Origin of the sequence: Amycolatopsis orientalis DSM 40040 = KCTC 9412, from assembly GCF_000478275.1 — a bacterium.
GTDB lineage: Bacteria > Actinomycetota > Actinomycetes > Mycobacteriales > Pseudonocardiaceae > Amycolatopsis > Amycolatopsis orientalis.
The window spans coordinates 62,817-87,929 of the sequence record NZ_ASJB01000031.1; the positions used below are offsets into that span (position 1 = coordinate 62,817).

At 65.4% G+C, this 25,113-nt stretch carries 24 protein-coding genes; 20 read left to right on the forward strand and 4 right to left on the reverse strand.

The genetic code is table 11. The features are described from left to right. The first annotated feature begins 40 nt into the window (after positions 1-40). Both L324_RS09445 and L324_RS09450 read left to right on the forward strand, forming a co-directional pair. Positions 41-1,792, forward strand: a complete 1,752-nt coding sequence (locus tag L324_RS09445) for an SAM-dependent methyltransferase (protein ID WP_161780839.1) — start codon at positions 41-43, stop codon at positions 1,790-1,792. After that, on the forward strand, positions 1,789-2,232 hold the full coding sequence (locus L324_RS09450) for a hypothetical protein (protein ID WP_152546768.1): 444 nt from the start codon (positions 1,789-1,791) through the stop codon (positions 2,230-2,232). The genes L324_RS09445 and L324_RS09450 overlap by 4 nt, the downstream gene beginning before the upstream one ends. A gap of 43 nt (positions 2,233-2,275) precedes the next feature. On the opposite strand, the gene L324_RS42225 is transcribed toward L324_RS09450, so the two are convergent. Next, positions 2,276-2,461: a hypothetical protein gene (locus L324_RS42225; RefSeq protein WP_152546769.1), complete on the reverse strand. Its 186-nt coding sequence runs from the start codon at positions 2,459-2,461 to the stop codon at positions 2,276-2,278. Between the two features lie 45 nt (positions 2,462-2,506). Here L324_RS42225 and L324_RS09455 point away from each other — a divergent pair, with 45 nt between their 5' ends. The 9 genes from L324_RS09455 to L324_RS09495 all read left to right on the forward strand — a co-directional run bounded on the left by L324_RS09455 (position 2,507) and on the right by L324_RS09495 (position 8,820). Next, positions 2,507-2,797, forward strand: a complete 291-nt coding sequence (locus tag L324_RS09455) for a hypothetical protein (protein ID WP_152546770.1) — start codon at positions 2,507-2,509, stop codon at positions 2,795-2,797. Between the two features lie 58 nt (positions 2,798-2,855). Further along, positions 2,856-3,542, forward strand: a complete 687-nt coding sequence (locus tag L324_RS09460) for a helix-turn-helix domain-containing protein (protein ID WP_152546771.1) — start codon at positions 2,856-2,858, stop codon at positions 3,540-3,542. A gap of 363 nt (positions 3,543-3,905) precedes the next feature. Further along, complete coding sequence (locus L324_RS09465; protein ID WP_152546772.1) at positions 3,906-4,766, forward strand: hypothetical protein; 861 nt, start codon at positions 3,906-3,908, stop codon at positions 4,764-4,766. Positions 4,767-5,214: 448 nt separating this feature from the next. After that, positions 5,215-5,781 (forward strand): hypothetical protein, encoded by a 567-nt coding sequence (locus tag L324_RS09470; RefSeq protein WP_037305747.1) that lies wholly within the window; start codon positions 5,215-5,217, stop codon positions 5,779-5,781. Next, entirely contained in the window at positions 5,782-6,369 is a 588-nt protein-coding gene (locus L324_RS09475; protein WP_037305751.1) for an LppA family lipoprotein, read from the forward strand. Between the two features lie 266 nt (positions 6,370-6,635). Further along, positions 6,636-7,163 carry a hypothetical protein gene (locus L324_RS09480; protein ID WP_037305753.1) on the forward strand — a complete coding sequence of 176 codons (528 nt, stop codon included), beginning with the start codon at positions 6,636-6,638 and terminating at the stop codon, positions 7,161-7,163. Next, positions 7,160-7,411, forward strand: coding sequence for a hypothetical protein (locus L324_RS42715; RefSeq protein ID WP_161780840.1), 252 nt, complete (start codon positions 7,160-7,162; stop codon positions 7,409-7,411). The genes L324_RS09480 and L324_RS42715 overlap by 4 nt, the downstream gene beginning before the upstream one ends. A 158-nt stretch (positions 7,412-7,569) precedes the next feature. Further along, positions 7,570-8,292, forward strand: a complete 723-nt coding sequence (cmk, locus tag L324_RS42720; RefSeq protein ID WP_037305756.1) for a (d)CMP kinase — start codon at positions 7,570-7,572, stop codon at positions 8,290-8,292. 33 nt (positions 8,293-8,325) lie between these two features. After that, a complete protein-coding gene (locus tag L324_RS09495) occupies positions 8,326-8,820 on the forward strand; it encodes an HIT family protein (RefSeq protein WP_063624580.1) in 495 nt (164 codons plus the stop codon). Positions 8,821-9,009: 189 nt separating this feature from the next. On the opposite strand, the gene L324_RS09500 is transcribed toward L324_RS09495, so the two are convergent. After that, positions 9,010-9,891 (reverse strand): RNA polymerase sigma factor, encoded by an 882-nt coding sequence (locus L324_RS09500; protein ID WP_051173802.1) that lies wholly within the window; start codon positions 9,889-9,891, stop codon positions 9,010-9,012. Between the two features lie 158 nt (positions 9,892-10,049). Here L324_RS09500 and L324_RS09505 point away from each other — a divergent pair, with 158 nt between their 5' ends. Further along, positions 10,050-10,820, forward strand: a complete 771-nt coding sequence (locus L324_RS09505) for a GntR family transcriptional regulator (protein ID WP_051173803.1) — start codon at positions 10,050-10,052, stop codon at positions 10,818-10,820. A gap of 1,310 nt (positions 10,821-12,130) precedes the next feature. On the opposite strand, the gene L324_RS09510 is transcribed toward L324_RS09505, so the two are convergent. After that, on the reverse strand, positions 12,131-12,337 hold the full coding sequence (locus tag L324_RS09510) for a hypothetical protein (protein WP_037305757.1): 207 nt from the start codon (positions 12,335-12,337) through the stop codon (positions 12,131-12,133). 195 nt (positions 12,338-12,532) lie between these two features. Between L324_RS09510 and L324_RS09515 the strand changes: the two genes are divergently transcribed. The 4 genes from L324_RS09515 (at position 12,533) to L324_RS09525 (ending at position 18,224) form a co-directional block, all read left to right on the forward strand. Then, positions 12,533-13,357 (forward strand): hypothetical protein, encoded by an 825-nt coding sequence (locus tag L324_RS09515; protein ID WP_037305758.1) that lies wholly within the window; start codon positions 12,533-12,535, stop codon positions 13,355-13,357. A gap of 1,072 nt (positions 13,358-14,429) precedes the next feature. Further along, positions 14,430-15,746: a toll/interleukin-1 receptor domain-containing protein gene (locus L324_RS09520; RefSeq protein ID WP_152546773.1), complete on the forward strand. Its 1,317-nt coding sequence runs from the start codon at positions 14,430-14,432 to the stop codon at positions 15,744-15,746. Between the two features lie 528 nt (positions 15,747-16,274). Further along, the gene (locus tag L324_RS42725) at positions 16,275-16,448 is read left to right on the forward strand and encodes a hypothetical protein (RefSeq protein ID WP_161780841.1); all 174 of its coding nucleotides are present in this window, start codon (positions 16,275-16,277) and stop codon (positions 16,446-16,448) included. Between the two features lie 345 nt (positions 16,449-16,793). After that, entirely contained in the window at positions 16,794-18,224 is a 1,431-nt protein-coding gene (locus tag L324_RS09525; protein ID WP_152546774.1) for a neutral/alkaline non-lysosomal ceramidase N-terminal domain-containing protein, read from the forward strand. 364 nt (positions 18,225-18,588) lie between these two features. Here L324_RS09525 and L324_RS43540 read toward each other — a convergent pair whose 3' ends face one another. After that, the gene (locus L324_RS43540; protein ID WP_037305760.1) at positions 18,589-19,656 is read right to left on the reverse strand and encodes an integrase core domain-containing protein; all 1,068 of its coding nucleotides are present in this window, start codon (positions 19,654-19,656) and stop codon (positions 18,589-18,591) included. Between the two features lie 54 nt (positions 19,657-19,710). Here L324_RS43540 and ligD point away from each other — a divergent pair, with 54 nt between their 5' ends. The 4 genes from ligD (at position 19,711) to L324_RS09545 (ending at position 25,037) form a co-directional block, all read left to right on the forward strand. After that, positions 19,711-19,890, forward strand: coding sequence for a non-homologous end-joining DNA ligase LigD (gene ligD, locus L324_RS41510; protein ID WP_081736268.1), 180 nt, complete (start codon positions 19,711-19,713; stop codon positions 19,888-19,890). 130 nt (positions 19,891-20,020) lie between these two features. Then, positions 20,021-23,236 carry a hypothetical protein gene (locus L324_RS09535; RefSeq protein WP_152546775.1) on the forward strand — a complete coding sequence of 1,072 codons (3,216 nt, stop codon included), beginning with the start codon at positions 20,021-20,023 and terminating at the stop codon, positions 23,234-23,236. A 163-nt stretch (positions 23,237-23,399) separates the two neighbouring features. Continuing rightward, the gene (locus L324_RS09540) at positions 23,400-24,146 is read left to right on the forward strand and encodes a hypothetical protein (RefSeq protein ID WP_037305761.1); all 747 of its coding nucleotides are present in this window, start codon (positions 23,400-23,402) and stop codon (positions 24,144-24,146) included. A gap of 480 nt (positions 24,147-24,626) precedes the next feature. Next, on the forward strand, positions 24,627-25,037 hold the full coding sequence (locus L324_RS09545; protein ID WP_235783479.1) for a Het-E N-terminal domain-containing protein: 411 nt from the start codon (positions 24,627-24,629) through the stop codon (positions 25,035-25,037). Positions 25,038-25,113: the final 76 nt, after the last annotated feature.

Below are 25,113 nucleotides of genomic sequence, written 5' to 3' on the forward strand. Positions count from 1 at the left end.
TATCCCTACGGCGCCCGGTGCGGACGGTCCACACTGGATCGTGACGCGTGCCGGGGTGCGGGCCGCGTTCGGCGGGCTACGCGATGACATCGGCGCCGACGCGGCGGTGTCCCGGCTCCGCCACTGCCTGCCCGGCATCGAGGCGACGATCGCGGCCGAGTACCGGGAGCGGAACAGGGTCATCAGGCGGGCACTCGAGGACGGACTACGACAGTTCGTCGTGTTCTATCCGGATCGTCCTCCGCTGCGCCCAGCCCACGAACGCCTGCCGGCCGGTGCGGGCTGCCGGGTGCTGTACGTGCTCGACGACCGCGAGGCCGCGGTGCGGTCCTGGCTGGTGAGCAGCTGCCGGGGCAACAGTGACGTGGCCTGGCTGCCTGATTACCCCGACATCGAGCGGTGTCTCCGCGCGGCCGATGTGGCTGGTGACATCACGCCGAGCGAACCGGTCTGTGTGCTGATCGGCGCCGCGATTCAGCACACCAGGACGCCAGAGACCATGCTGTCCGGGCTGTGGAACGTCATATCCGCCGGCAGCTGGGTGTGGGTGAGTCAGGTATCACCGCCGCGGACCGCGGCCTCCGGTCCGCGGCGTCTGCCGGTGGAGGCCGAGTTCGAGATGTGCACCCAGTCGCCCTTGGTTCTGCGCACAGCCGCTGAGCTGGAACGCCTCTTCGTCGACCCCTGCGAATGGGACTTCCTGCATTTCGGCGGGATCGAAACCCAAACCCCTTCGGGCGATGGTCCATCACCGTCCACTGTGCAGCCTGTGCCGGAGATGCTCACGCTGCTCGCCCGCCGCCCGGCCCGCACACGACGTTCCTCCTCCGACGGTGTCTCCGCCGTGCAGGAGGACCGGTCCACCGTCCCGTCATCGCCTGGCCCGTACTCGCTGACCCCACCCGGGACCGTCCCCGACCAGGCAGCGGAGGTCGACCACCCGACCGTCGGCCGTCTCAGCGCCTACCTCCTCGACAAACCAGGCGAGCCGGGCACCGGTGACCAACCACACGAGCCGCCCACTGACATGGGTGTCTTCGTCGCCGACCGGCACCTGGCCGACGCGATCGACGCTGAGGTGCCGGGCTATCGCTGGTGCCTGCGAGCACAGCGGCATTTTCTCCACCGCGTCGTCAACTTCGCGGCGCGGGACAGGGGGATCCGGCAGTTCGTCATCCTGCGCGCCTCACTTCCCGCGGGGCTGGGCGCGACCACTCCGCACACCGCGGTCAAGGCCGTCGTCGACGCACCCACCACGGTCCTGGTGGCCCGCGAGACCGTTACCTGGGCATACCTGAACCTCGCCCTCGCCAAGGCCGGCCGGGCGCGCGGCGAGCGGGCGGCGGCGATCATGGCGGGGATCCACGACGTGCACCGGCCCCTGCACATGACGCACAAGCCCGGAAACTGGTCACTGGACTTGACGGAACCCGTGTGCGTCACCGTGGTCGGTGACCCCTCACACTGGCCAGGCGACGTCGCGGCCCTGATCCGCGCCTACCGTGACGAGATCGCCGACGGCAGTGTGATCGGGGTCAGCGCCCTCGGACCCGCCCCGGCGGGGACAGCGGAAGCCGCCGCGCTCGACGCCCTGAGCAGACACCTGGGCAAGACGACCGAACCACACCTCACGCTGCGCAGCGACGCCGAGATCCTCGGCTGGTTCGACGGCTGGACCCTCGAGCCGCCGGGCGTGGCGCCGGTGTCGCACTGGGCGGGTCCTCCACCGGAGAACCTGCCCGGCCCGGAGCTGCCGGTGTGGTGCGCGATCGCGACGAAGGCCGCGTCGTGACCGCATCACCGCGAGTCGCCCCGGCCGCCACCCACCCGGCGCTGGAACACGGCGTCCCGCTCGCCGATCTGGTCGACCACGCCGCGGTCGCGCTGGCCGGCTGCAGCCTGACCAGGGTCACCGACGCCGCGGTGCTGGATCGCGACGACGCCGGAACGTGGCTGTCCAGCCTGTGCGGCCGCAGGATCGTGCACCGCTGCTCGGTTCGCGAACACCTTTTCGTCGACGTGGACACGCGCAGAGCGGTCCGGATCGTCATCGACCGTTCCGATGCCCATACCCCGGTGATGTTCATGGCCCAGTCCCCCGGTCCCGCGCGGGGCCTCTACCAGCAGCTTGTCGAGGCCGCCTGCGGCGCTCCGGTCGCAGGCCACCGACACACGCCGATGGCCGGGCCGCATCCTCACCCCTCGGCGCGTGCCGACGAGCGAGACCCCTGACCGCACCGGCGCGCCTGCCTCGCTCGCCGAGGACAACCCCGCCTCAAGCCCGCACCCGGCTGACACCGCCACCAGCGCGTTCGGGGAACGCCACGCGGAGAACCGCGATGTCCATGTCCTGACGTCGCAGCCCGGGGCGTCCGGGTGCCGGACCGCCGATGCTGCGAGCACCGGGTTCCGTCGTGCGCGTATTGCCGCCGTATCCGGTGGCCCACGGTCGCGCTCGCACACCTCCCGTGTCAGCGTCAGGAAGCACTACAAGAGAAGGGAAACAGTGACAGCATCACGTTCGAGACCCCGCCGCCGCGGCGGGTTGCGCGTCGCCGTGGCCGCCCTGGCGGCGGTTGTCGCCGCCGGTCTCGGTGGCGCGCCGGTCGCTGCCGCCGACGGCGGGATCCACGGTGGGGCCATGGCCGCACCGGCCAGCACCAGCAGCCCGGTCGCCACCGACAGCGGAGGCGACGATGTGTGGCCGATGATCGTCGGCCTCCTCGCCGCGCCGGACACGTCCGCGAGCCACAGCCAGCACCACGACGACAGCGATCACCCTCACCGCTCCGGCTGAGGGTGATCAGCCACCAACGCACGTCTGCTCCACATTCATTTCACAGCCTGGAAAAGCCATGTTGGACACGCCAGCTCACCAGCTACTTCGAGAGACCTGGGAGAAATCCGGGCTCACCAAAGCACAATTCGCCAGATCGGTCACGTTCACACCTGGGCATATCGGCAAAGTTCTCGCAGGCGAGATGTCGATCAGTCCGGAGCTCGCTTACCACCTACAGCAGCAATTCGAGGTCGAGGCGCTGGACCTGCTGATGCTCCAAGCAGAAGCACAGTTGGACAAGATCGCCTCGGAGGAACCGAAGGACCGCAGCAACCCCAACACCGGCAATCAGGTCACACTCGACGAGAACGCGATCGAGACAGCCTCCCGCAACGGCATGGCCATCGCGGACATCGCCAAGAACAACTCGGTGTCGTACGGCACCATCTGGCGCATCCTCGACCGGCGCGGGGTGCCGCTCGAGCCACGCGGCCGCGGTCACAGCAACCCGTCACCGGCACCGCCCAACCAGCCCCCGATCATGAATCGGTTCTATCGCCGTCAGCCCCCGGCAATCGACCGCCTCGCCGACGGCACGCTGGACGCGGCGACGATCGTGTCGCGCTATGTCGAGGGATACAGCGTCGCCGGAATCGCCCGCGCCGCTCACACAAGCACGACACCTGTGTACCGGATCCTTGACGCGAACGACATCGAAAGGCGCTCTCTGTCCGATTACCGCAGACCTCCGAGAGCGCTGTGAAGCGCCGTGATCACACTTGCCGTTCCTGCTGCCTTACCCGCAAACGCTCACCCGATCAATGCCAACCACGCACCCGACATGGAAACACCGACGTCCAACCGCCGCAAGGCGATGTCACCTCACGACGATCCTCGCGAACTTGCCGGCGGCAGTCGTTCCGCAACTCCAGTCACGGGCACCTGCCGACTAACCAGCCACCAACGCCACGGATCCCGCCGACACGCAGGTAGCCAAGACCCACATGACCAAGAGCGCAAACGCACCAGAGACCAGCGAAAGAGACGCAGGGCGACCCCGAGTTCCACCTCCCGCCAGCACCCATGCGGCCACACCACTGCTCCACAAAGGACGGAGAACGACGAGATGCGTGTGCTACTGGATCCCGATGACGACCTGACGGTGACCGACGTCCTTCGCGATGTCCTCGCCACCCACGATATTCCCCTGGCGAGACTGGCGACCGCGATCGGCCGGAATGTCAGTCATCTCCACCAGATCGTCAAGGTCGGTGCCCCGATCAGCGTGTCCTATGCCGACGCAGTCGCCCGGTATTGCGGGCTCGACCCCCTTGTCCTGCTCGCGCGCCAGGCGCGCTCCGACATCGATGATCTCCGCCGGCAGGGCACGCCGGACGCGGGGGCGCGGGTGGCTCACCCGGCGCCGGCGCTGATCCCCCGGTACGCGGGCGGGGAGCTCGATGACGAGGCAACGGCGCTCGAGCTGCTGGCGGCCATCGTCACCGACTCGGGTCTCGGCCGCAAACGGTTCGGAATGTCATTCGGCTTCCACGCTTCCATGATGTACAAGGTCCTCGGCGGACACCGGAACATCACTCCCACGCTGGCGCACAAGGTCTCCCAGCGCAGCGGAATCGACCCCGTCGATCTGCTCGTCCGACGAGACCGGCGACAGCTCGACGAGATCGCAACCCGCCAAGAAACCCCAGCCTCTCCGCCACGGCCATCGCTGCCGCCGATCCCGCGCCTCTCCGACGGTCAGCTGGACCACGACACCATCATCCGCCGCTACACCTACGGCTTCACCAGCCACGCCCTCGGCCACGCGACGGGCACGGACGCCGAGACGATCCTCCGGATTCTTCATGCCCGCGACATCACGACCCGTGGAGCGTTCAGCCATCCCCGGGAACCGTCCACGCAGCAGCCCGGATCCTGCGCAGCGGGCCTGTGTACTGCCGATCAACCCACTTTCACCAGTGGCTGAGCCCGGTGTCAGCGATGGTGCCCCCGCGAAGGCCACTGGCTTCCGCAGCCGCCCTTCGTCGCTACCGCGACGGGGCGCGTTCCGGACCGGTCAGCCGGGCCACACCAGGCGAGCGCGTGACCGGGGGCCGCGACACTCGGATACCCGCCCGGGGCACATGGTGGTCCTCGTCGCCGCGGTGCTGGTCGCAATGGTGTCCGCGAAGTCGCTCGCCGCATCGCGGACCTCACGCTCCTCCCACCCATGATCACCACCACCTGATGTGGACGCGCACCCGGCTCACCCACGGACACGAAGATCACGGAATTCGTCATCGAGAACCTCCGCACCCTGGCCTTCCGCCGTGAACTGCAGGACGGTGTGGCCGCGACTGGCACTGAATCGGTTCTCACCCGCCGGGCCCAGCACCCCGGAATCCCGCGCATCCACCCCTCGTGAAAGCAGGACCATGTCCGACACTCCACCCAGCCGGCATCACGCCGCCATCGCCCCTCTCCTCGCGCACCGCGACGACCCCCAGCTCCCACCCGAGGGCCAGCCGGTGGATCAGTTGATCGAGTACCTCAGCCGACGTGGCTGGACAGTTCTCGACCGCAGCGCGGACCTCAGCACCGCCGACCTCTACTACCCCGAGAGCTTCGGGGGCGTGCTCGACACCGACGATCGCGAGCTCACCGCCGCAGACCACTATCTGGCCGGGCTCGACGTGTCGATCGCCCGCCACGGCGAAGACTGGACCGTCATCGTCACGCCCTGTGGCACGATCGACGGCTGCCTCCAGCACCGCAGTATCCCCGTTCCGATCAGCACCGACGGCAAGGCCCTCCCCGAGCAGCTCGACCGCGTGGAACACCACGCCCGCACCATCGATCCCACAGAGATCGCCACCTGCCTGATTTTCGGCCCGTGCGGGAGCAACAGCCGATCCGACACGCAGGGCCCGCCGCCGTCGCCGTCACAGGACGGACCGCCTCGGCTGTATGCCGTGGCCCCACGCGGTGACGAGGTGGAATAGATGCGTCGTTTCCACTCACCTCGCGTACCGGCCGCGATCACACGCTCCGTGCTGGCCTTCGTGCTCTTGCTGGTGTCGGCATGCTCCTCGCACCAGGCCCCGCCCGCAGAACGGCCCGGCAGCGCGGACGCCGCGGCGCGAGAACTCGCCGTCCTGCGGCAACGCCCCGACATCACCACCGTGGTCACCCGGTACGAGCAACTCCTGACCGCTCTGCGGGACGCGCTGTCCGCGCGGTTGCCGTGGGGACCGTGGCACCGCGATAACCGGAGCCGCGGCAGCGCCAGGAGTTGTGATCCGGAGTTCACCGCGCTCGACGGACAGCGTGCGGCCCTGCCGCTGTGGTACACCGCGTCCGACGGAATCACACATCCACAGTGGACCGTGGCACGTGACCTGGTCACGAATATGGCCGCCAGACAGGGTTTCCGGCGTGCGGGGGTAGCCTCGGACCAGCCGGGCAACTACACGGCCACCCTCCTCGACTCCACCGGCGCTGTCCTCAGCTTCGGTGCCTCCCGCAACGCGGTGGTCGAGGTGACCACCGGATGCCATCTCAGCCAGCAGCACCCCGCGGTGTCGCCGTGACCATCCCGCGCTCGCCTCGGCCGTCCGGATCACCCTCCCGGAAACGCACTGCCCGATCTCATCTCCCCACCCAGGACACCGGCCACCGCCCGCCCACTCAGTGCCCTGTGCGTCAGAGCACGGTCATGGACCGATTCCGGGCGGCCTCTCAGCCTCGCCTGGAACAATCCGCCGCGACGGTGCGCCTGCGACCCTTACATGGCAAGGAGAACAGCCGGATCAGTCTCAAGCCGGCGCTCCACTCCGCGACCGAAGGCCCGGAGTAAATGGTCGGGCGAGAAGACGAAGACTCGGCGCGGATCCTGGAAGCCGGGATTCACCACGCGCTGCGCACAGGAGCCGATGCTGTGGTGGTCCACGGCTCCGCCGAGGTCGTCATCCCCCTCGTGGACAGCTGGACCGCCAAGCAGGAGCACCGGTGGGACACCCACCTCCGCAGTGACCTGAACGCCTACAGCGACAGACGCCACGTCGTGGACATCCGCGACGTCGCGGCGGACCTGCTCGCTGTGGTGAGCGGCTGGCGATACCGCCCGCGCACGACCGGAGGACGGATCTGGTGGTATCGCACCGTGGTGCAGAGGCGGAAGGTTCTGCTGCGCCTCCACAACGCGCACAGCGCGCAAGCCGTGCGCGCGTTCGCCGGCGGAGCCCCAGGAAGCCTCATCATCGCGACGACCAGAACACGGCTGCTCTGGCTGGTGTCCGAGACAGCGGTCCAGGTCGCCATCACATCCGCGCCCCACACAGGCCCGCCGCCCGCCGCCGTGCCCGATGCCGGGCAGCGACCGTGACGCCAATCAGCGTGATCATCGTCTGCGCGCTCATCCCCCCACGTGTCGGCGTCGCCGCTTTCCTCGCCCTCGGCGGGTTCTTCGCGCTGTATCTCCGCGCCGCCGAACGCCGCTCCGAACGCACCCTCACCCGGATCTTCGATCCGGACCAGACACCGGAACCGCCACACCCCGACACCGACACCGACGGCGCAACTGGACAACCACACAGATCGGCCGACGAGACCGACGGAGACAGGGATCGATGACCGATACCGAACCGTCCACCACAACGCCCGCCGGCGCCCACGACACCAGCCGGCTACGCGCGGACGACCAGGCGGCGCACGCGACACGCACCACTACACCAACGATCCGATCTGCCGCACCACGCTCACACGGATGCGGCACAACGCGAAGGAGACTCATGTCTGACACCACACCGTCCGCGGTGATAGCGGTCGACGGGCCCGCCGCGGCCGGCAAGACCACCACCAGCCTCGCCCTGGCATCCGCCCTCGGCCTGAACTATCTCGAAAGCGGCAAACCGTATCGCATCATCGCCTACGAGGCACTGCACCGACACCTGACCGTCGAGGACACCTCCGCGATCACCGAACTCTGCGACGAACTGCTCACAGCAGGCGGCTCGGCCACTGTCCTGGCCCCAGAGCAATACGCACCAGATGAGCTACGGCTGGACCCGGTCTCAGTCCTTGTCCCCGTGGTCGCAAGCCTGCCGCCCGTGCGGCTGCGCGTGACCGCCCTCATCCGACAGTGGGCCGCCGAACACCGGCGCTGCATCATCGAAGGCCGCGACATCGGCACGGCGGTGTTCCCGACAGCACCGGTGAAGTTCTACCTGACCGCGGAACCCGAAGTCCGGGCGCGGCGGCGCATGCTCCAGGACAACGCCCGGTGTCACGCGCAGGTCCTCGCGAGTGTCCTCCGCAGAGACGAGGCAGACGCATCCCGCTCCACAGGACCGCTGAGAGCCGCCGACGACGCCATCATCGTCGACACCTCCACCCTCAGCATCGAGCACGTCGTACACCGTATGGCGTCGATCTGCGGTGACCGCGGCCTGACGACCACGCCGATCACCCCGGCAAACCACCGCCCGCGACCACATCGCGACAACCCTGCCTAACCGACACACCCACCCCAGCAAGGACCACCCATCATGGAACCGAGCTCGCCGCCGAGCAACCCTGCCAGATCCAGCGCCACAGACTGCATCTTCTGCCGATTCCACGACCCCGAGATCAACACGATCATGATCGACGGAACCACGGCCTACGTCCGCGTCGACAACTTCCCCGCCGCCCGCGGGCACGTCGAAATCATCCCGAAACGGCACGTCGAATCGTACTTCGACCTCACCCGCGACGAACACACGGAGATCCACGACCTGGCCAAGCAGATCAGGCAGCAGCTCGACGAACAGTACAGACCCGACGGTTACACCATCGGCGTCAACGAAGGACGCGCCGCCGGCCGCACGATCGACCACCTGCACCTGCACGTGATCCCCCGCTACAAGGGCGATGTCCCCGACCCGCGCGGAGGCATCCGGCACGTCCTGCCCGGTACCGACCCCGACCAATGGCAACCCCAGAACCAGTCTCCCCGACCCGCCGTGGACGTTCCCAGACGGCACCTGAGACAAAATCCGTGAACGGGTGATCATTGAAGACGTCGGCAACCGAGAGTGGAGCATTTCGATCCACTCCCGCGTGGTCCAGGCGCACAGCATGCCAAGGACGCTCAGCACAAGGGGATGCAGCGACGCCGTTTAAAGTCCTTGCCCTTGATAGAACCTTGGCTTGGTGTGCCGGCTACCGGCGCTCGCCCGTGCGACGATCGCTCAGGCTGGAACCTCTTGGTACAGCTCGGCAGCGATGGCACCGCAGGCCGCGCACTCACTCAGGTGCTGACCGACCTGCATGTTCTCCCGCTTCCCCAGCCCCTTCCGTACCCACGCACCGAGCTTTCCCGCGGTCGCCAGACAGCCCCGCGAACGGCCGTCACGCTCAAGCACGTGCATCTGCAGGTATTCCTGCCGCAGGCGCTCACGAGCCCGATAGGCCAGAGCGGAGACACCGTTCGGGGTCAGCCCCATCACCGGAGCGACCTGGAGAGGAGTCAGCTCCTCGACTTCGAGGTGCCACAGCACTTCCTGGTACCGCTCCGTGAGCCGGGCGAACGCGCGCGCGGCGAACAGGCACTCCAGACCGGCGAGCGCGGTGTCCCGGAACGGCACGGTGATCGTGTCTGGGTTGCCCGTCTCGATCGCGGTGGTCTCCACGTCCGCGGTGACGGTGATCCTGCGTTCCCGACGTGTTCTGTCGTAGGCGATGTGCCGCAGGGTGGTGAGCAGGTACGCGCGGAACTTCGAGTCCTCCGGGCCACGGTCCCCGCCCCGCAGGATGTCGAGCACGCGAAGGAACGCCTCGGAGACCAGGTCGTGGGCCTCGTGGTCCGGACAGGCCGGCTGCCCGGCCAGATGGTACGCCGACGCGCGATGCCGCAGGTAAAGGGCGCCGTAGGCGGCCGCCCTCGTGGCGGGCTCTCCATGGCGCACGCTGTGCAGCAGTTCGGCGTCACTCCGTTCCGCGTCGGGAACATCGGCCGTGACGGCTGCCGCGGTGGTCTGGTGGTGCTTCTGGGGGTTCGTTCGCCGGTCGGCGGTTCGCTGTACGCGGAAAGCAGGGGCCGGCCGTTTGCTGGGCAACACGATGGTGGACACGACTGACTCCCCCGCTGGATGTGGTGCACGACGTGGTGCGAGGTACCGGCCGGATACCACCGCAAACCTAAAGTCCTAGGACTTTGAGAATTGCACGTCGGGGTCTTGATGCGCAATAGTCCTAGGACTTTGGTTTCCGGCGGCGTCGAGGGGCTGGTGTGGTGGTCAAGAAGCCGACGTACGAGGTGATCGCGGCAGAGCTGCGGGACTCGATTGTCGACGGCACGTACCAGCCGGGGGACATGCTGCCGCCGCTCAGTCAGCTCACCCGCCAGTTCGACGCGTCGAAGGAGACGGTCCAGCGTGCGGTGCGGGAGTTGATCGCGGAGGGCCTGGTCGAGACGAGGCGCGGGGTTGGCGGCGGCACGGTGGTGACGGCCGCGCCCGTGCGCGAGGTGATCGTGCGAGAGCGCAAAATCTTCCGCGACGAGCGGGGATACTTCTTCGACCTGGCGGCACAGTCCTGGGTCGCTGTTCGTGAGCCGCAGGTCCGGACAGCGCCGCCCCCAGCCGATCTCGCCGTGCTGCTGGGGACCACACCGGGTCAACCGGTGGTCATCCGCGATCGCGTGATGGGCGACCCCGACACCCACGAGGTGCACCACGTTTCCCTCAGCTACCTGCCGCCGTGGCTGGTCGACGAGCTCCCCGTCATCGCGGAAGCCGAGACCGGGCCGGGCGGGATCCTCGACCGGATGGAGGAGCACCTGCAGGCGGAGCTGGACATGGAGGAGCGAGTCGGCGCCCGCCCACCGTCCGCGCGGGAGCGCGAACTGTGGGCCTTACCATCCAGTGCACCGATGCTGCGGCTGCGGCGGATCGCACGCAGCCCGGACGGACGGGTCTGCGAGGTTAACGAGACCGCGTTGCCAGGCCACCTTTACGAGATCGGGTACGCGCTCGAGCGCACGGACACACCGGACCAGTGAACTCGTCCAGACCAGAAGAACGCAACGACGTGCGTGGGCCGATAGCAGCCCACCGACCTTGGGCTTCGTAGAAAACGTGGAAACAAGGTTGCCACCGAGCCGCGTAGAACGGGGCTCTAGCGGCAACTCAGTTACCGCTCCTGTTTCCGCGCGTGCAATACTGCACCGGTCGGGTTGCTGACACAGAGGACGCTAAGCGAACCTTCAGCACACGACACGGGACCGGCCCCCAAAGGGAGCCGGCCCCGCATCCAGTGACAGGCAGGCGGTTAGAGCCAGTGGACGAGAGACGCAACCTCTCGCACTAGCGTCGCCAGCCCGATGAGGAGCGGGGTGGCACTTGCTGCCACGCTCCTCATCTGGCGACGTCGTCTGCCTCGTTCATTACGCTCAGCACACGTAGTGCATGCACCGCACTCGAAACAGGTGGTGCACTCGCCGCACTCAGCGCAGTGTGGCCGTTCGGCCATCTGCAATCTTCCCTTCTGGCCCTGAGCCAGCTTCAGGAGTCCACCAGTGGTGGTGTTTCTCCCGAGACTGGTCCTTGGCGGCCATCACCATGGCGTGGTCTCAGGGTCAACGGGAGCACTTTAGCGCCTGTGCCCGGATGACTGTCCGCGCCTACCCTCCCGACACCCAAACCATCCGATACCGCCCTGCGCCCTCACTAGAACCGGAGCAGTCCCTGCGCAGGCCACACGTCGAGGCTGCCCCGCTCAGTTCACCAGGGCGAGTCGTTGAGTTCGGGTTGCTATGCAAGGACTTTAGCGATGATGTCGGCGATGCCGTGACCCTGGGCGGTGAGTCCGGTGACGGCGTGCGGCGCGACCGACGCGAGGTGCACGAGCTGGCGAGGGCGCGTTCGAGTCTGCCGATGTTGCGCACCAGGGTTTTGTGGGTGATGTCGTGGTGGGCGGAGCTACTACACTCAACCGAGCTGCGGTTCGCCAGGCCGCGGCGAGTCGCAAGGTCCCACTCGAACGGCCCATCGACCGGCAGACAAGATAAATCCCAGGCGGATGACCCCAGGGCCATCCAGGGCCAAGATCTTCGGGAAAGGGCCATCAAATCGGGGCCCCATACCCGACATCGAATCGCCAGGCCGCCCGTAGGGGCCCACCGCTCGTGACATGTCGACCTTGTGCGACCTGGGTATTCTCGGTCGTCTCACGGCGACTTCACCATGATCAGTCTCAAACCTGTGGCATTTCCTCTCGACGTCGGGGAGCAGGCCGAACTGTGACGCGCCGCCAACCCGACCACGACGACCCCGCGCCAGCGCGCGACCGGAGTCGGTCGTCGATGTTCGCTCACAGGAGCCCGTGGGCCAGCTTGGCGAGGGAATCCAGCATCGAAGGATCCCCCGTGCCGATCGCCAGGACGGCGACAAGCAGTATCCCGGCAAGCCAGAAAGTGGTGGCCGGCCTGAGCCGTGCCACGCGAACTCCCGCGACGGCCATCACCGTCAGCAGAACAGCGGACATGCCTGCGGCGATGAAGATGTACATGACGGGCATAGACGCCCCCTTTCGAAGAACTCCTCCCTTCATTTTTTGACAGCCGCCAATGTCTGTCCAAGGTAACTTTTCGGGGCGAACCCGATTGATCCAACCTGAATCTTGTAACACCAGACTGGCATGTCGAGATATTCAACCCAGACCGGGCGCCCCAGAGCTGGTTGCTCCATTTGGGCGAGGGAGTAGGAGGGTCTAATGCCTGTCACGGCGGGCTCGCGAACGCCGCGAGACGATGACCTCAGTGCCGTATTGCGCGACATCGCGGTCGGCCGCAAGCGCGATACCCGTCTACGGTTGGCCAACATGGCGGAAACAAGGGCTTTTCTCAATGTAGGCCTGGAGTTGCTGCGAGAGGACCTGATCGACAGTGCCGAGCCTGATTTCGAGGAAGACGAGAGGTCGAAACTTTTCGAATCGATCTCTCGTGATCGAATTCTGCGAAAATCTGCAGATGTCGCGCCCGAATTGCGACTCAGTGTCAATATGTTCCGATATCGATGGGATCGCAAAGACCGCTACACTGAAGACCTTATTTCTTACATGTTCCGGCTCGCTCCACAGAAGGCACACCTCGACGATATGGAGACACTAAGTCAAAGCATGGTCGCCGATTTGAGCCTTGGGCAGTTCGTTCGCCGCTTGGCGGACGAAGAGGTACGGTTGATGCTCGAAGATCCGCTTGTCAGCCTGCAGGGCATCGTCCAGAGCGCGATGCCCAACCATCCGCGGGTTCGCGAGTTTTGCCGAGCCCAGCTCAACCAGTTGCTCCCTCGCTGGGCCAGCCTCTATGCGCAGGTTTCACATGCTTACGGAGTGCGCCTGCGACCCGGCCGGACATGGCTCGATCTTGCGATTATGTTCAACGCAGTCGTCGAAGGCGAGCTGGCCTGGGCACGTCTCGGTCAGCGTCCGGTATTAACGAACGGTGATCACGTACTGGCTGGCGCGATCCTCGCGATGCTGCCCACCCTGGTCGAGGGGCTGGCTGATGATCTTGACAGCGTTCATGCATTAGGCTGAGCGTGACTTCGCGGCACGTCCGTGGCCGCGACGGGCAGGTCTTGCCCGGGCCCGCCAAAGGACTTGAACACCTCGGTGCCCGGACTTGCTCCGCGTTGGCGGGTACCACTGGCAATTGGAGCTGTCGCGGAGCGGGCTCGACATATGCGCGACCTCAAGCGGCATTTTATCGAACACCGTCTGCGCCCGCATGCTCGCCGATCAGAAACGCGTGAGGCCGTTCACAGTAGCAGACCAAAGCTTCCGGAATAGTAGCGCTGCCCTTAGCAGGAACGAAAAGTACGCCATGGCGCGGCTGCACGCAAGGTCTGTCGTCAATGTCGAGCAAGCTGGTCACCAGCGCTGATGCGTGGTCTGGAAGCCGAACATGAACCGACTATCGGAAGAGTTTTCGACGTAACCACGATCGTCTCCCACCGCAGGTGAGCCGGCGGACGCCACCCAGGCATACACCGCGCCGGCACACGAGGGCCCGACGACGATCGGCGAGTCGCCAAGGCCCACTCAGATGGCCCAGCGATGATCAATCTCAATCCGATGGCATATTTGCCAATGTTGGCCAAGATCAATGAGATTTGGCCACCGGATATGAGACCCTACACCGCCTGTAGGGTCTCGCCGCGGGTGACATGTCGATCTTGTTCCGACTGGCGTTCCTCGATCGTCTCACGGTGGTGGCATCAAGATCAGTCTCATTGTCGTGGCATTTCCTCAGCGGTGGGTCGCGGAAGCGAGGATGTGATCGCCTGCCCAGGGCTGTCGGAAGGTGAGATCGTCCCACTGCTCCTCGTCGAGGGATGCCGTTGCGCGGGAGAGGCTGTGTTGCCGGCAACGCCGGAGCCCTGGAAGGAGCTTGGCCGTCAGGTCTTGCTACCAGCGCCGCCATGTTCCGGCGAAAAGGGCAATAGCGACAAAAGACGTATTTAGCCCGGCTCAGGACGACCGACCGGAGGCGCGGCGACCGGCTCAACGTCATGATGTGCACATCGTCAGGACAACCACACCGAAGAAGACGAAGTCGAGCATTCCCCGGCCACGCCGGACAGGTCAGAACTCAAGCTATGGTGTGCTCGTGGCAAAGAGCGAAGACATCACCCGCCTGATCGAGGCCATGGTCGACGGTGGTGGCGCACGGGCTGAAGCCTTCTTTGTTGCACATGACCTCGGCTTGACCTACGACTCGGTCAGCAAAGGCTGGGGGATCCGAAAGCACGTCAACGCCGCGCTCCTGCAAGCTGAGCGAGACGGGCGACAGGACGAGATCGTGGAAGCGGGCCTGGAGGCATATGACCTCACGGCTGGTGAGTTGGCGAGCACCAAACGAACAAGTAGTGGAGGCACCGTGCCCCAAATCAGTGCAAACAGCCGGGTGTTCATCTCCCACGCCTCCGCTGACAAGGAACTCGCGGACGCCTTGGCCGACCTGATCCGGCTCGGCACGGGGCTCTCCCACGAGCGGATCCTCTGCACATCGCTCGAAGGCATGGGCATTCCTGTCGGAACGACCAACTACCTGGAGTATCTCCGGGAGCAACTCTCCGACGCTGGCCTTGTGCTGCCGCTTTTCACGCCAGCGTTCTTCGACAGCGAAGTCTGCCTGATCGAGATCGGCGCGATGTGGGGACTGCAGATGCCCGCGTTCCCCTTGTTGGTTCCGCCGGTCGACTACGGACGCGTGGAGAAACTTCTCGGCAAGTTCCAAGGAGCGAAGATCAACCAGTCAGCGGGACTGTCGCAGTTGCACGATCGGATCGTGCGCACCTTCTCACTCAAGGCCGAAACGTCCATGTGGGAGGAGAAGAAGGCCGGGTTCGACAAGCGGCTTCCAAGCCTACTGAAGAGCTTGGCCGAGTCGACCCGAGTCGACGCCAACGACCTAAGAGCTGCCAAGCGACGGACAACCGAGATCGAAGCCCAAGTGGCAGGGCTTGAGGCCAAGGTCAAAGAACTTGAGGAGCAGAATCGAGCGCTCCACACCGCCAAGACAGCGGATGAAGCAGACGTCGCGATGGCGCCCAAGGACGAGATCGAGCAGTTCGAGGAACTCGCTAAGGCAGCAGTAGAAACAGTGCGCTTGCTCAGCCGTGCTGTCCGCCTGGCTCTGTATGAAGACCTTGGACGAAGCGAATACTACCGGCCAGATGCGTTCTCAAGTGACGCGGAAGACGCTGAGCGAGCACAGCGGGACGATCTGCTGGCCTACGACGAGGACGACGGCGGCTACACGCCGAACTACGACGATCCGGCCATGGGCGATGCGCGAGAAGCGCTGGTCAGTCTCCTTCACTCACACTGGAGCGACGATTTCGAGCAATGGTTCCGCACTAAGTACCGCAAACGCTGGGCAGCGAACAGCCTCCCGGTCTGGGATGCGCTTAAACTTGTTTGAGGGGCCGCAGACAGACTCGCGTCGGAGCGTGCGTGCTGCGTGCCAGGCCGACGTCCCCCGTGCCTCCGACTCCATGCGCGAGGCTGCAGGCGGACGGATCAAGTCGGCACATGTAGCTAATCAAGTTGGCACCGCCGAACTTTGTGACTGAGCCAACGGTCGTGTTTGCGTGGCGCATTGGACAGCAGCCCACTCTGTTTCGGCCGTCTGTCTCAGATCGTTGGCCGACGCCACTTCCGCTGTAGGGTCTCGCCGCTCGTGACATGTCGATCTTGCGCGACCTGGGCGTACTCGGTTGTCTCGCGGTCACTCCACCATGATCAATCTCAAAATCTTGGCATTTCCTCGACTGATCAGCCGCCACGCTGTCGTCTACGTCCATTTACGGGACTGCGGTTGCATATCCGAGGCTGCCCCTTGCTGCCCGACGTGGGCGGCAAGGGCTGTTCGATCTACGACTGCCCCATCGCATCACGTCCTGCACGCGCACCACGACGCGGGATCGAACCAGTTCATCCGCTGCCCGCGTTGAGGACGTTGTCTAGCGCCCACTGGCGGCGGTGTCGCGCGCCGTTCGCCGCGAGCCTGGAGCTGGACTTCGACTCGCCCGCGGAGCGGCTGGCAGTGCGGCTCTACGCGACGGCGGCCGACCAACTCACCAGGGACTATCTGACCGAGGGGACGCGCTCGATGCGGGCGTGATCGTCGAAACTCTGGCAGGTGCGCTGCGCACCGCGCAGGTCGCCGACCCCGAATTGCGCGTCGAGTCAGTGCAGGAGGAGTTGGAGTCGCGCTAGACCCGTCGATCGTGTTGAGCGCCAACGACTCCGTCCCACACCGGCCGAGCGCGGGAGGGTCATGCCGAGGTCGCGTCCGAGCCGGCCGAGGTTCTTGCGTGCCCGGCCATATCGCGTTTGTAACGCGAGGCGGCTGTAGCTCGACGATGAAGCAACCGCCGCTGTCGAGATCTGTTACAGACGGCGCTGTAGCTTCTTCGAGCGGTCAAAGACCTGACTCATATCCATACCCACGCACGAGGGGGGCAAGATGGAGGTCCCGAGAAGACCGGTACTCAAGAGCGGCGTGATGCTGGCCGGCTACGGGCTCGCCGCACCGTGGCTGCAGCCAGGCCGGGCCGACGCGGCAGCTACTCCTTTGGCGATCGCGGTCGGCAAGGTCGACATCACCCCAGGCCTCGGAATCGCGCTGGCCGGGTACGCAGGTGACAGCCCTCGTGCGGCGACCGGTGTGAACCGTCCGCTGTACGCGCGGTGCACGATCATCTGGGACGCCGGCATCCCGAATGTCATCGTGACCGCAGACATCCTTGCCTTCCCACGCACCATCCATCAAGCGATCCGAACACGGATCACCGCGCTCGGCGTCGCGTCGTCCGATTTCGTGCTCACGGCAACGCACACCCACAACGGCCCGGTGATCAACGATGACGTCACCGCGTACACCCTCTACAACATCGCCGACCCATCGCCGGAGCGGGACGCAATTCGGGCCTACGTAGCCCGGCTGCAGGATCAGATCGTGGACTTGGTCCGTGAAACGCTCACAGAAACCCCGACGGCGTGCACCCTTGACTACCAAGTCGCCGACGAGGACTTCTCCTACAACAGGGAGGGCCTATCCTCCGTGGAACGCGATCTGCCGGTCCTGGTCGCCCGCACGCTCGACGGCGCCCCCATCGCCGTGCTGTTCGGTTACGGCTGCCACCCTGTATCCGGCCCCGGCGTGACCTTGATCGACCCGGACTACCCAGGGTTGGCCGTTTCGGTAATCGAAGACGACGCCGGAATTTTCGCGCAGTTCCTCACCGGCACGGCCGGCGACCAGAATCCCCGTAACGCTTCCAGTTGGCCCGCACTGACTGCGGACGGCACCGACCTCGGCCAAACCGTGCTCAACACGCTCTCCGCGCCCGGCCGTCCGATCAGCGGGCCCATCCTCACCGCGTACCGCGACGTCGACATCAAGCTGGACATCACCGACACACCCGACAACCTCGCAGTGGCCCGCGCCAACTTCGCCGTTCGCCAGGCGAACTCGCCGGGGTGGATCAGTCGGCATGCCGAGATCATGATCAACCAGATCGACGCACACAGCTTCACGTTCAGCACCCCGGTACCGGTACAGGTCTGGCGCTTCGCCGGTGGCACGCCGCTGAGGATGGTCATGATCGGCGGTGAACCGGTGTCAGGCTACGCGGCCCATTGCCGTGACAACTACGGCGGCAGCGACGGCATCTGGATCAGTGGCTACGCCGGCGAGGTACCCGCCTACCTGCCCAGCGACGAACTGCTGACCACCGGTGGCGCGTTGCACTATGCCTGCGGCTGGTCCACCGACTACCCGGGCATGGGCGGCGGCGCGATGTGCGCCTACGGCCTCATCGCCCACTACCTGCGCAACACCCAAGGCAACGGCGTGGAGCACACACTGATCGCCGCCCTGACCGCAATGCTTTAGATGCCGACGAGCCGGACACTGCTCGTGCCCGACTCACACGTAGCAACCGGCGCACTCACGACGACCGCTCACCGATTTGCGGGGATGCACGATCAGCCATGAGCGGACGCTGCTGGCTCGTTTGTGCCACCGCGTCTTCGATCGGGGGGCGGCTGCAGTGCTCGACGAGCTCCACGACCTTGGTGCTCCACGCCGACACGTTGGGGCGGCTCACCGCGACCGCCCGGTCGGCCAGCGCGACACGTTCGGCCCGTTGGCCGGAGAGGTCAGTGCCTGCTGGCAGCGGTGCAGCTTCCGCTGGCCCCCAACAGGCAAAACCCCCTGCGGGGTTCCACAAGTCTGCCGACGGCTCTGACCAGTAGGTTTACGCCGTCCGTTCGTACTCGTTGATCAGGCCTCCGAGAAGCCGCTGTCGCCTGATCCGTTGAGAGTTGAGGTCTGCCACGGGGTGGGTCGGCTGTGGTGGGCGAAGCTCGCGGGAGCGGTGCGGTCGTCGACCGTTGTAGTGCCGGAGGTACTCGGCGAGCACGGCGCGCAGATGCCGCTCGCCCAGGATCAACATACGGTCGGTGAGCTCGGTTCTGACCGTGAGCACAAACCGCTCGGCGTAGCAGTTCGCCCGCGGGCAACGCGGAGGGATCTTTACCGCCTCCATGCCGACGTCGGCCAGGACGGCGTCGAACGAGGCCGAGAACTGGCCAGCCCGATCACGGATCAGGAACCTGAACTCGTCGACTCGACCACCGAGATCCATCACGAGGTTGCGGATCTGCTGCGTAGTCCACTCGCCATCCGGATTCGTGGTCGTGCCCAGAATGTGCACGTAGCGACTGCCGACCTCCAGCACGAAGAACACATAGATTCTCCGGAGTGTCAGCGCGCAGTCGATGTGGAAGAAGTCGCACACCAGCATCGTCGAGGCCTGCGTGCGCAGGAACTGCCGCCAGGTCGTGTCGGTGTCCCGGACCGGCACGGGAGGTACACGTGCCCGCTTCAGGATCCGCCGGATCGTCGACGCGCCGACCCGGTGTCCGAGCTTGAGCAGCTCACCCTGAATCCTCTTGTAGCCCCAGCTGTGGTTCTCCCTGGCCATCCGTTCGATCAACCCAGCGATCGCGTCGTCGACCGGTGGACGACCGACCCGGTGAGGATAGAACCACTTCGCGGCTACCAGGCGCCGATGCCAGCGCAGGATCGTGCCCGGGGTAACCAGCCGGTGTGTCCGCAGCGTCTTGGGCAACAGGCGGACCAACGCGGCGAACACAGCACGGTCAGCCCAATCGAGACGAGGTTTCGGGTTGCCTCTGCGCAGCACTGCGACCTCATGGCGCAGTACCAGCAACTCGACATTCTTCGACGCCGACGAGCGGCCGAGCAACACCACCAAACCCACCAGCCGAAAGAAGATCAGATAGAGCAAACGCAACGACATGGCCGGCGATCATGCCCTACCCGTCGAACGCGCCTGTCGCCGCAGGTCCGACGCATGGACCGGATTTCTGAACCCCCACACCCCACCGTGTCCACCCCGCTCACCTGGAACGAGGTGGAGACGTGCCGGCACGCCAGCCAGCTGGTGTTCACCGCCGACGATGTCCTCGACCGCGTCGACGACCACGGCGACTTGCTGCTGGACCTGTTCGAGAAACGCGTCCCCCTTCCGTGACCTGAACAGATATGTTTCACTCTGCCGACGTCGGGTACGTCGACATCGTGGCCTGGGGCTACGCTCGGACGTCCGGATAACTGTGTCAGGCAGCAGAAACGGTGAGGTCCTTCCGAGCGACTATCTGATCATGACTTCCGCCGAAGAGGGTTCGCTGCCGCTGGAGCTGCCCGCCGACGTAGCCGAACGCATGGCGGAGGAGCTGCCGCTCAGTGCGAAGATCATCGATTGTGTGCGCACGGCGTCGGCTCTCATCCAGCAGGCCATCGTCGACGATCAGGGACTACGGCTGGCCGAGAGCGCTGGATACAATCTTCGAGAGGCGTTCGCAGCAGTCGTCGCGGAGCAGACTCCAGCTGACGGCCGCGGTCTCCATACCGTGCTGGAGGCGTGGCGGCGATACCGGGACGCACCAGAGTCCGAGCGGACAACCGGACTCGACGCCTTGGAACAAGAGCTACGAGCGGTCGCGGAGCAGAGACGACAAGACTCATATCACACAGCACGACTTGTGACCTTCTTGCGCAAGAGGACCGGGCTCGACCCGCTGCCCGATCTCGACCCCACTGATGACTACAAGAAGCTGCGAAGGCAAGCCGACGAGGGTGTGCACAACGACATGAGCCTCGCCGAGGTCCTTGTGCTGTACGACCTCACCATCGCCTGGTTCATTCGCATGTTCACGCCCCCGGACCAGATCGTGCGTGCGCTCCGTGCGCTGGCCGCCGAGCCGTGGCAGGGCTCGTCGCAGCTTGTGCGTCTGCGGGGGTTGGCCAACGACGCACACCACCTGCGGCTATTCATCTCGACGCTGACTGACGGTGCTTGGCTGATGCGTCTCTATGACGCGGGCCTGATTCAGTTGCCGGAGCCAAACACGCCCTGGCCAGTCTTTGGGCTGCTAGACGGGCTCGGTAAGACCGAGCCGGACGCGGTCGCCAACGTACTGCAGGCGCTGCTCAAAGACGTGAAGAGATCAGATCAGCCACGGCGCTGGGGGCAGCGGTTCGAACTCCTGCGCGTCGCCGCCCAGATCGGCGAGGCCGGACATGACGTCGTTGCAGCGATCATGGACTGCCACCCCGACGATCGCGGGGCGATTCGCGCGCTCGCGGTTGGCGTCGTCAAGGCGGCCGATCCCGCCGCGCGTGTCGTCGACCGAGTTGCCGATCGGGTTCTGTCCGGCAGCCCGCTCGACCGGAACCGCTACTACTACACCACCGTCCTCGAACAGCTCGTCGCGGGAATGACCGCAGTCAACGCCGCTGAGCGCATCCGCTTGCTGGCCATCAAAGTTCGCAAATTGGCACAGCATTCCGAGACGAAGTTCATTGCCCTGGACAGCGCACGGCTCACCAGCAGCCTGGGCGATAGCCACGACTTCCTCTCCATCATCACCCACTACTTCGCAGTGGCACTGACCCGCTCTCGCGAGCTCGGCGTCACTACTTTCGATCTTCGCCAGTGGACTGACACGATCCCGGGCGAGATCGGAGAACGCGCCACATCGCGGATCCTCGCCAACGCTGACGACGTCCCAGTGCAAGAGCAGATCGACCACATCACGGCACGCCTGGCCTCGAACATTACTGGCGACGACAAAGATCTCATCGACGCCATACTCGCTCGCGCCCCAGATCCGGCCCTTCTTGACGCATGGCGCGACGCTCTTGGCGTCCCGCCGGCGGCCCCAGAGCAGATAGACGGCCAGTTCCCGCGAGCGTGGGTAAGTTCCTGGGGATGGTCGGTAGCCCTACCCGACAGTGTTCTCACCGATTGGCAAGCCGCGATCGAGCAGGTCTCCGAGAAGTACGGCCATCCTAATGCGGCCGAGTTCGACACCCGGGTCAGCGCCTCCGGCTTCCTCGTCGAGCGTTCCGCTTACAGCACAGAGAAGCTCGCCGCATTACCTGTACTCGAGGCGGCGCAGCTGGTTGCGCAGTGGCGGCCAGACAACGCGAGTGACGGCCAGATGCTCGGGGCACGTGAACTCGCCCGTGCTCTTGAGGTCGTCGTGACCGACAACGTAGGCGCATGGATCCAGGACCCGGCCATCGTCGTCGCCACGCTACGGGAACCGCTCTACGTCCTGCACTACTTCTACGCCCTGATTGCAAAGGCCAGGGAAGCGGCAGCCGAGACACCATCTCTTCTCGACACCGTGCGGCGGGTACGAACGGCGCACCAAGACCCCACCGTCCTTGGCTACGACGCTTTCGACTACGAACTCAACTGGCGCAACGTTGACAGTGCGGGTATCGAACTCGCCCGAGCACTAGCCAACGCCGACGGCGACCTCTCCGCGCACCTCGACACCGTCTGGGACTGGGCGCGCGAATCTATCGACCTCACGCCCGATCCCACGGAGGTCGAGTCACTGACCGCGGACAGGGACACGTTGCGGCGCGCTATGAGCTCAGATTCCGGGCGAGCACTCCTCGCGACCATCGCGTTCGCTGCGTGGGAGTACCGCCGAACAGAGGCGGTGCGAGCGGACTTTTCATCGCTGCTTGATCGAGTCCTAGCGGTCGACGGCACGAGAGGAGCCAACTATCGGGCGCTGTTGGCCGTTCGAAGGCCACTATTGGAGACTCTCGTCCCGGACTGGCTAACGACCAACAGGTCGCTCCTGTTCGGCGACAATGAGGTGGGTGCTGCGACATTCGACATCACGCTCCAGCACGCACACCCGACCGCCTGGCTGCGCGACACGTTGCGCGAACGCCTGTTCTCCGCGGCGAACAGCGGCAGCAAGCCTGCAATCACCTCCCTACTGCTAGCGGTTTTGGACCGCAGCCCGGAGTACACAAGCGACACTGTCCTCACAGCTTTACGCGGCAACACAGCGAGTCTGTCGACCGCGAACGAGACCATGGCGTTTCTCGTGCAAGAATGCGACACGGACGATCCACGGATTCCCATCGCATCCGGCTTCTGGCGTGCCTTGATCGACGCGGACCGAGGCGACGTTCCTGCCGCGGTGTTGTCGTCGTCGGGCAGGTGGGCATTCGTGACCGGCCTCGACGACGACACATGGTCGACGCTGACCCTCCGAGCGCTCGACACCACTGCAGGCCAGATCGATCTAGTCACCGAGGTCGCCGACCGCTGTGAGACTGCAGCCGCAACGGAGTGTGCCAGCCGGATTCTGCTTTTGCTTCTCGGTCAGGGGGAGCCGTGGGAACAGCACTACGTGGCGCAAGCGGCGATCAAGGTTCTACCGGCTCTCCTCGGGCTCGGCGACCGGAACGCTCGCCGGCTGCGGACTCGTCTTATCGATCTCGGCTATCACGGTGCTGAGAACATCCCGCTGCCACCAGCCAACGGCGATGAGCCCATCGAGTAGCTCTCCTGGAACTCGGAACCGTGCAAACGAGGTATGCCTTTGGCAGGGGTGCTGACGGGAGCAGATTCCCCGCGTCCACTACGCGAACGAAACCGACGAAGCCGAGCGCCTGCGAGCAGCCGCCCACCTACCGATTTCCGCTCTGAACCCTTAGGAAAGCGCCGTGAACCCTGAGCTCGCCCCAGTCGTCGACGTCGATGACTCCAGCACGTGGCCAGACCAGCTCGCACATCGAGTGTACGAGCTGGCCGAGCAACGGCAGGGCCTGATCGATGACCCCGCCGAGTTCGGCTGTTCCGACCTCGACCTCTGGGAACGCGACGCGGAAGTCCGCCGGCTACTCGACGGCTACCTCTTGCGCGGCTACCACGCGACCCGGTTGCTGGCACACGAAACCGACAACATCCGCGCTCACGGACTGCGCCTGTTTGACGCCAAACTTGGTACTGCCCGGCTAGACACCGCTGTAGAACACGGTTACCTCACAACGGATGAACACGCGACCCTGATCCAAGGGATGGCCCTCACCAGTAATCGTGTCGGACAGATCTGCCTGTTTCTGTCCAAGACCACCCTCACCGAGGACGCAGAAGGTTTGAACCTCCTTCTCGCCGCCTGGGGCGGTGAAGCCATCTACATGCCTCACGTCCACACCGACAACCCGATAAACACGAAACTGCGATCGATCGGCATCCCCAGCATCGTGGTGGCCCTACTCGATCTCCGCGCCTCACCGACGACGACCGCGTTTCCCGGTGTGGCGAACGTGTTCATTGGCGCATCCCTCGGTCTGTCCAGCCTCACAGTCGATGTCTTCTACCGGGCACCGATTGCACCCGCACACATCGAACGGATCATTCATCCCGGCGACGTCGAATACCCCCAACATCAAGGTCTTCCTCAGGCGTAGAGATCTACCCGCTCCGCTCCCACGTCGTACGACGGCTCAGACCCGCGGTGCCGGGCATCGTGTAGCGGCGGTCTATTGCCATCGCAGCCCCTACCGAGCTACCCGAGCCGGCCTGTAAGGCGGCGCCGCCGGCTCGTCTCGGGTGCGGATGCTGCCGCGCCGCATAGAGGGGGACGGTGGCGTCTAGGCCGCCTGCGGCTGCGTGTGGGGTTCCAAAAGTCGTTCACCGGCGCTGACCAGTGAATTTACGCGGCCCGTTCGCATTCGTTGATCAGGCCTCCGAGCGGCCACTGTCGCTTGATCCGCTGAGAGTTGAGGTATGCCACGGGGTGAGTCGGCCGGGTGGGAGAAGCTCGCGGGAGCGCTGCGGTCGTCGACCGTTGATAACACAACGTAGTTCTCCGATTGCGTGGCGCCAGAGTGCATGCTTCGTAGACACTGACTGAGTAGCGGTGCAGGCCCAGCCTTGTCTACTTGGGGGTGTTCGCGGTGTCGATGGAGGCTGTAGATCTGGTTGTGACGGCGCTGACCGCAGGCGCGGCAGCCGGAATGAAAGACACCGCGACGTCGATGGTGAAGGATGCGTACCGTGGCTTGGTCACCGCCGTCCGCGACCGCCTGAGCCGAGACGGCGAAGAACCCGCCTTTGTTTCGATGGTCGAGGCACACGCAGCGGACCCCGATGACTGGCGTGAAGATCTGGCAGCGGCCCTGCGCGCCGTCGATGTCGCTGACGACGCGGTTCTACTGGCCGCGGCGCGCGACTTGCTGGCCTTGATGGAGGTACCCGGGACCGATACCTCGAAGTACACAGTGAGCATCCGTGACTCCCAGGGAGTCCAAGTTGGTGACGGCAACACCCTGCACATCGGCCACCCGAGCGGCCAGTAGCCCGCATGGCGCCTGACGACTCCGCCGGAGCGCGGCACGAGCCGCCCCGTGCAGCCGACACGGCGCGGTACGCCGC

Coding starts and splice junctions, on each gene's coding strand:
- L324_RS09460 (WP_152546771.1), top strand. CDS start 2,856: ATGTTGGACACGCCAGCTCACCAGCTACTTCGAGAGACCTGGGAGAAA.
- L324_RS09525 (WP_152546774.1), top strand. CDS start 16,794: ATGGAGGTCCCGAGAAGACCGGTACTCAAGAGCGGCGTGATGCTGGCC.
- L324_RS09515 (WP_037305758.1), top strand. CDS start 12,533: ATGCCTGTCACGGCGGGCTCGCGAACGCCGCGAGACGATGACCTCAGT.
- L324_RS09480 (WP_037305753.1), top strand. CDS start 6,636: ATGGTCGGGCGAGAAGACGAAGACTCGGCGCGGATCCTGGAAGCCGGG.
- L324_RS43540 (WP_037305760.1), bottom strand. CDS start 19,656: ATGTCGTTGCGTTTGCTCTATCTGATCTTCTTTCGGCTGGTGGGTTTG.
- L324_RS09495 (WP_063624580.1), top strand. CDS start 8,326: ATGGAACCGAGCTCGCCGCCGAGCAACCCTGCCAGATCCAGCGCCACA.
- L324_RS09510 (WP_037305757.1), bottom strand. CDS start 12,337: ATGCCCGTCATGTACATCTTCATCGCCGCAGGCATGTCCGCTGTTCTG.
- L324_RS09535 (WP_152546775.1), top strand. CDS start 20,021: ATGACTTCCGCCGAAGAGGGTTCGCTGCCGCTGGAGCTGCCCGCCGAC.
- L324_RS09470 (WP_037305747.1), top strand. CDS start 5,215: ATGTCCGACACTCCACCCAGCCGGCATCACGCCGCCATCGCCCCTCTC.
- L324_RS09465 (WP_152546772.1), top strand. CDS start 3,906: ATGCGTGTGCTACTGGATCCCGATGACGACCTGACGGTGACCGACGTC.
- L324_RS09475 (WP_037305751.1), top strand. CDS start 5,782: ATGCGTCGTTTCCACTCACCTCGCGTACCGGCCGCGATCACACGCTCC.
- ligD (WP_081736268.1), top strand. CDS start 19,711: ATGGACCGGATTTCTGAACCCCCACACCCCACCGTGTCCACCCCGCTC.
- cmk (WP_037305756.1), top strand. CDS start 7,570: ATGTCTGACACCACACCGTCCGCGGTGATAGCGGTCGACGGGCCCGCC.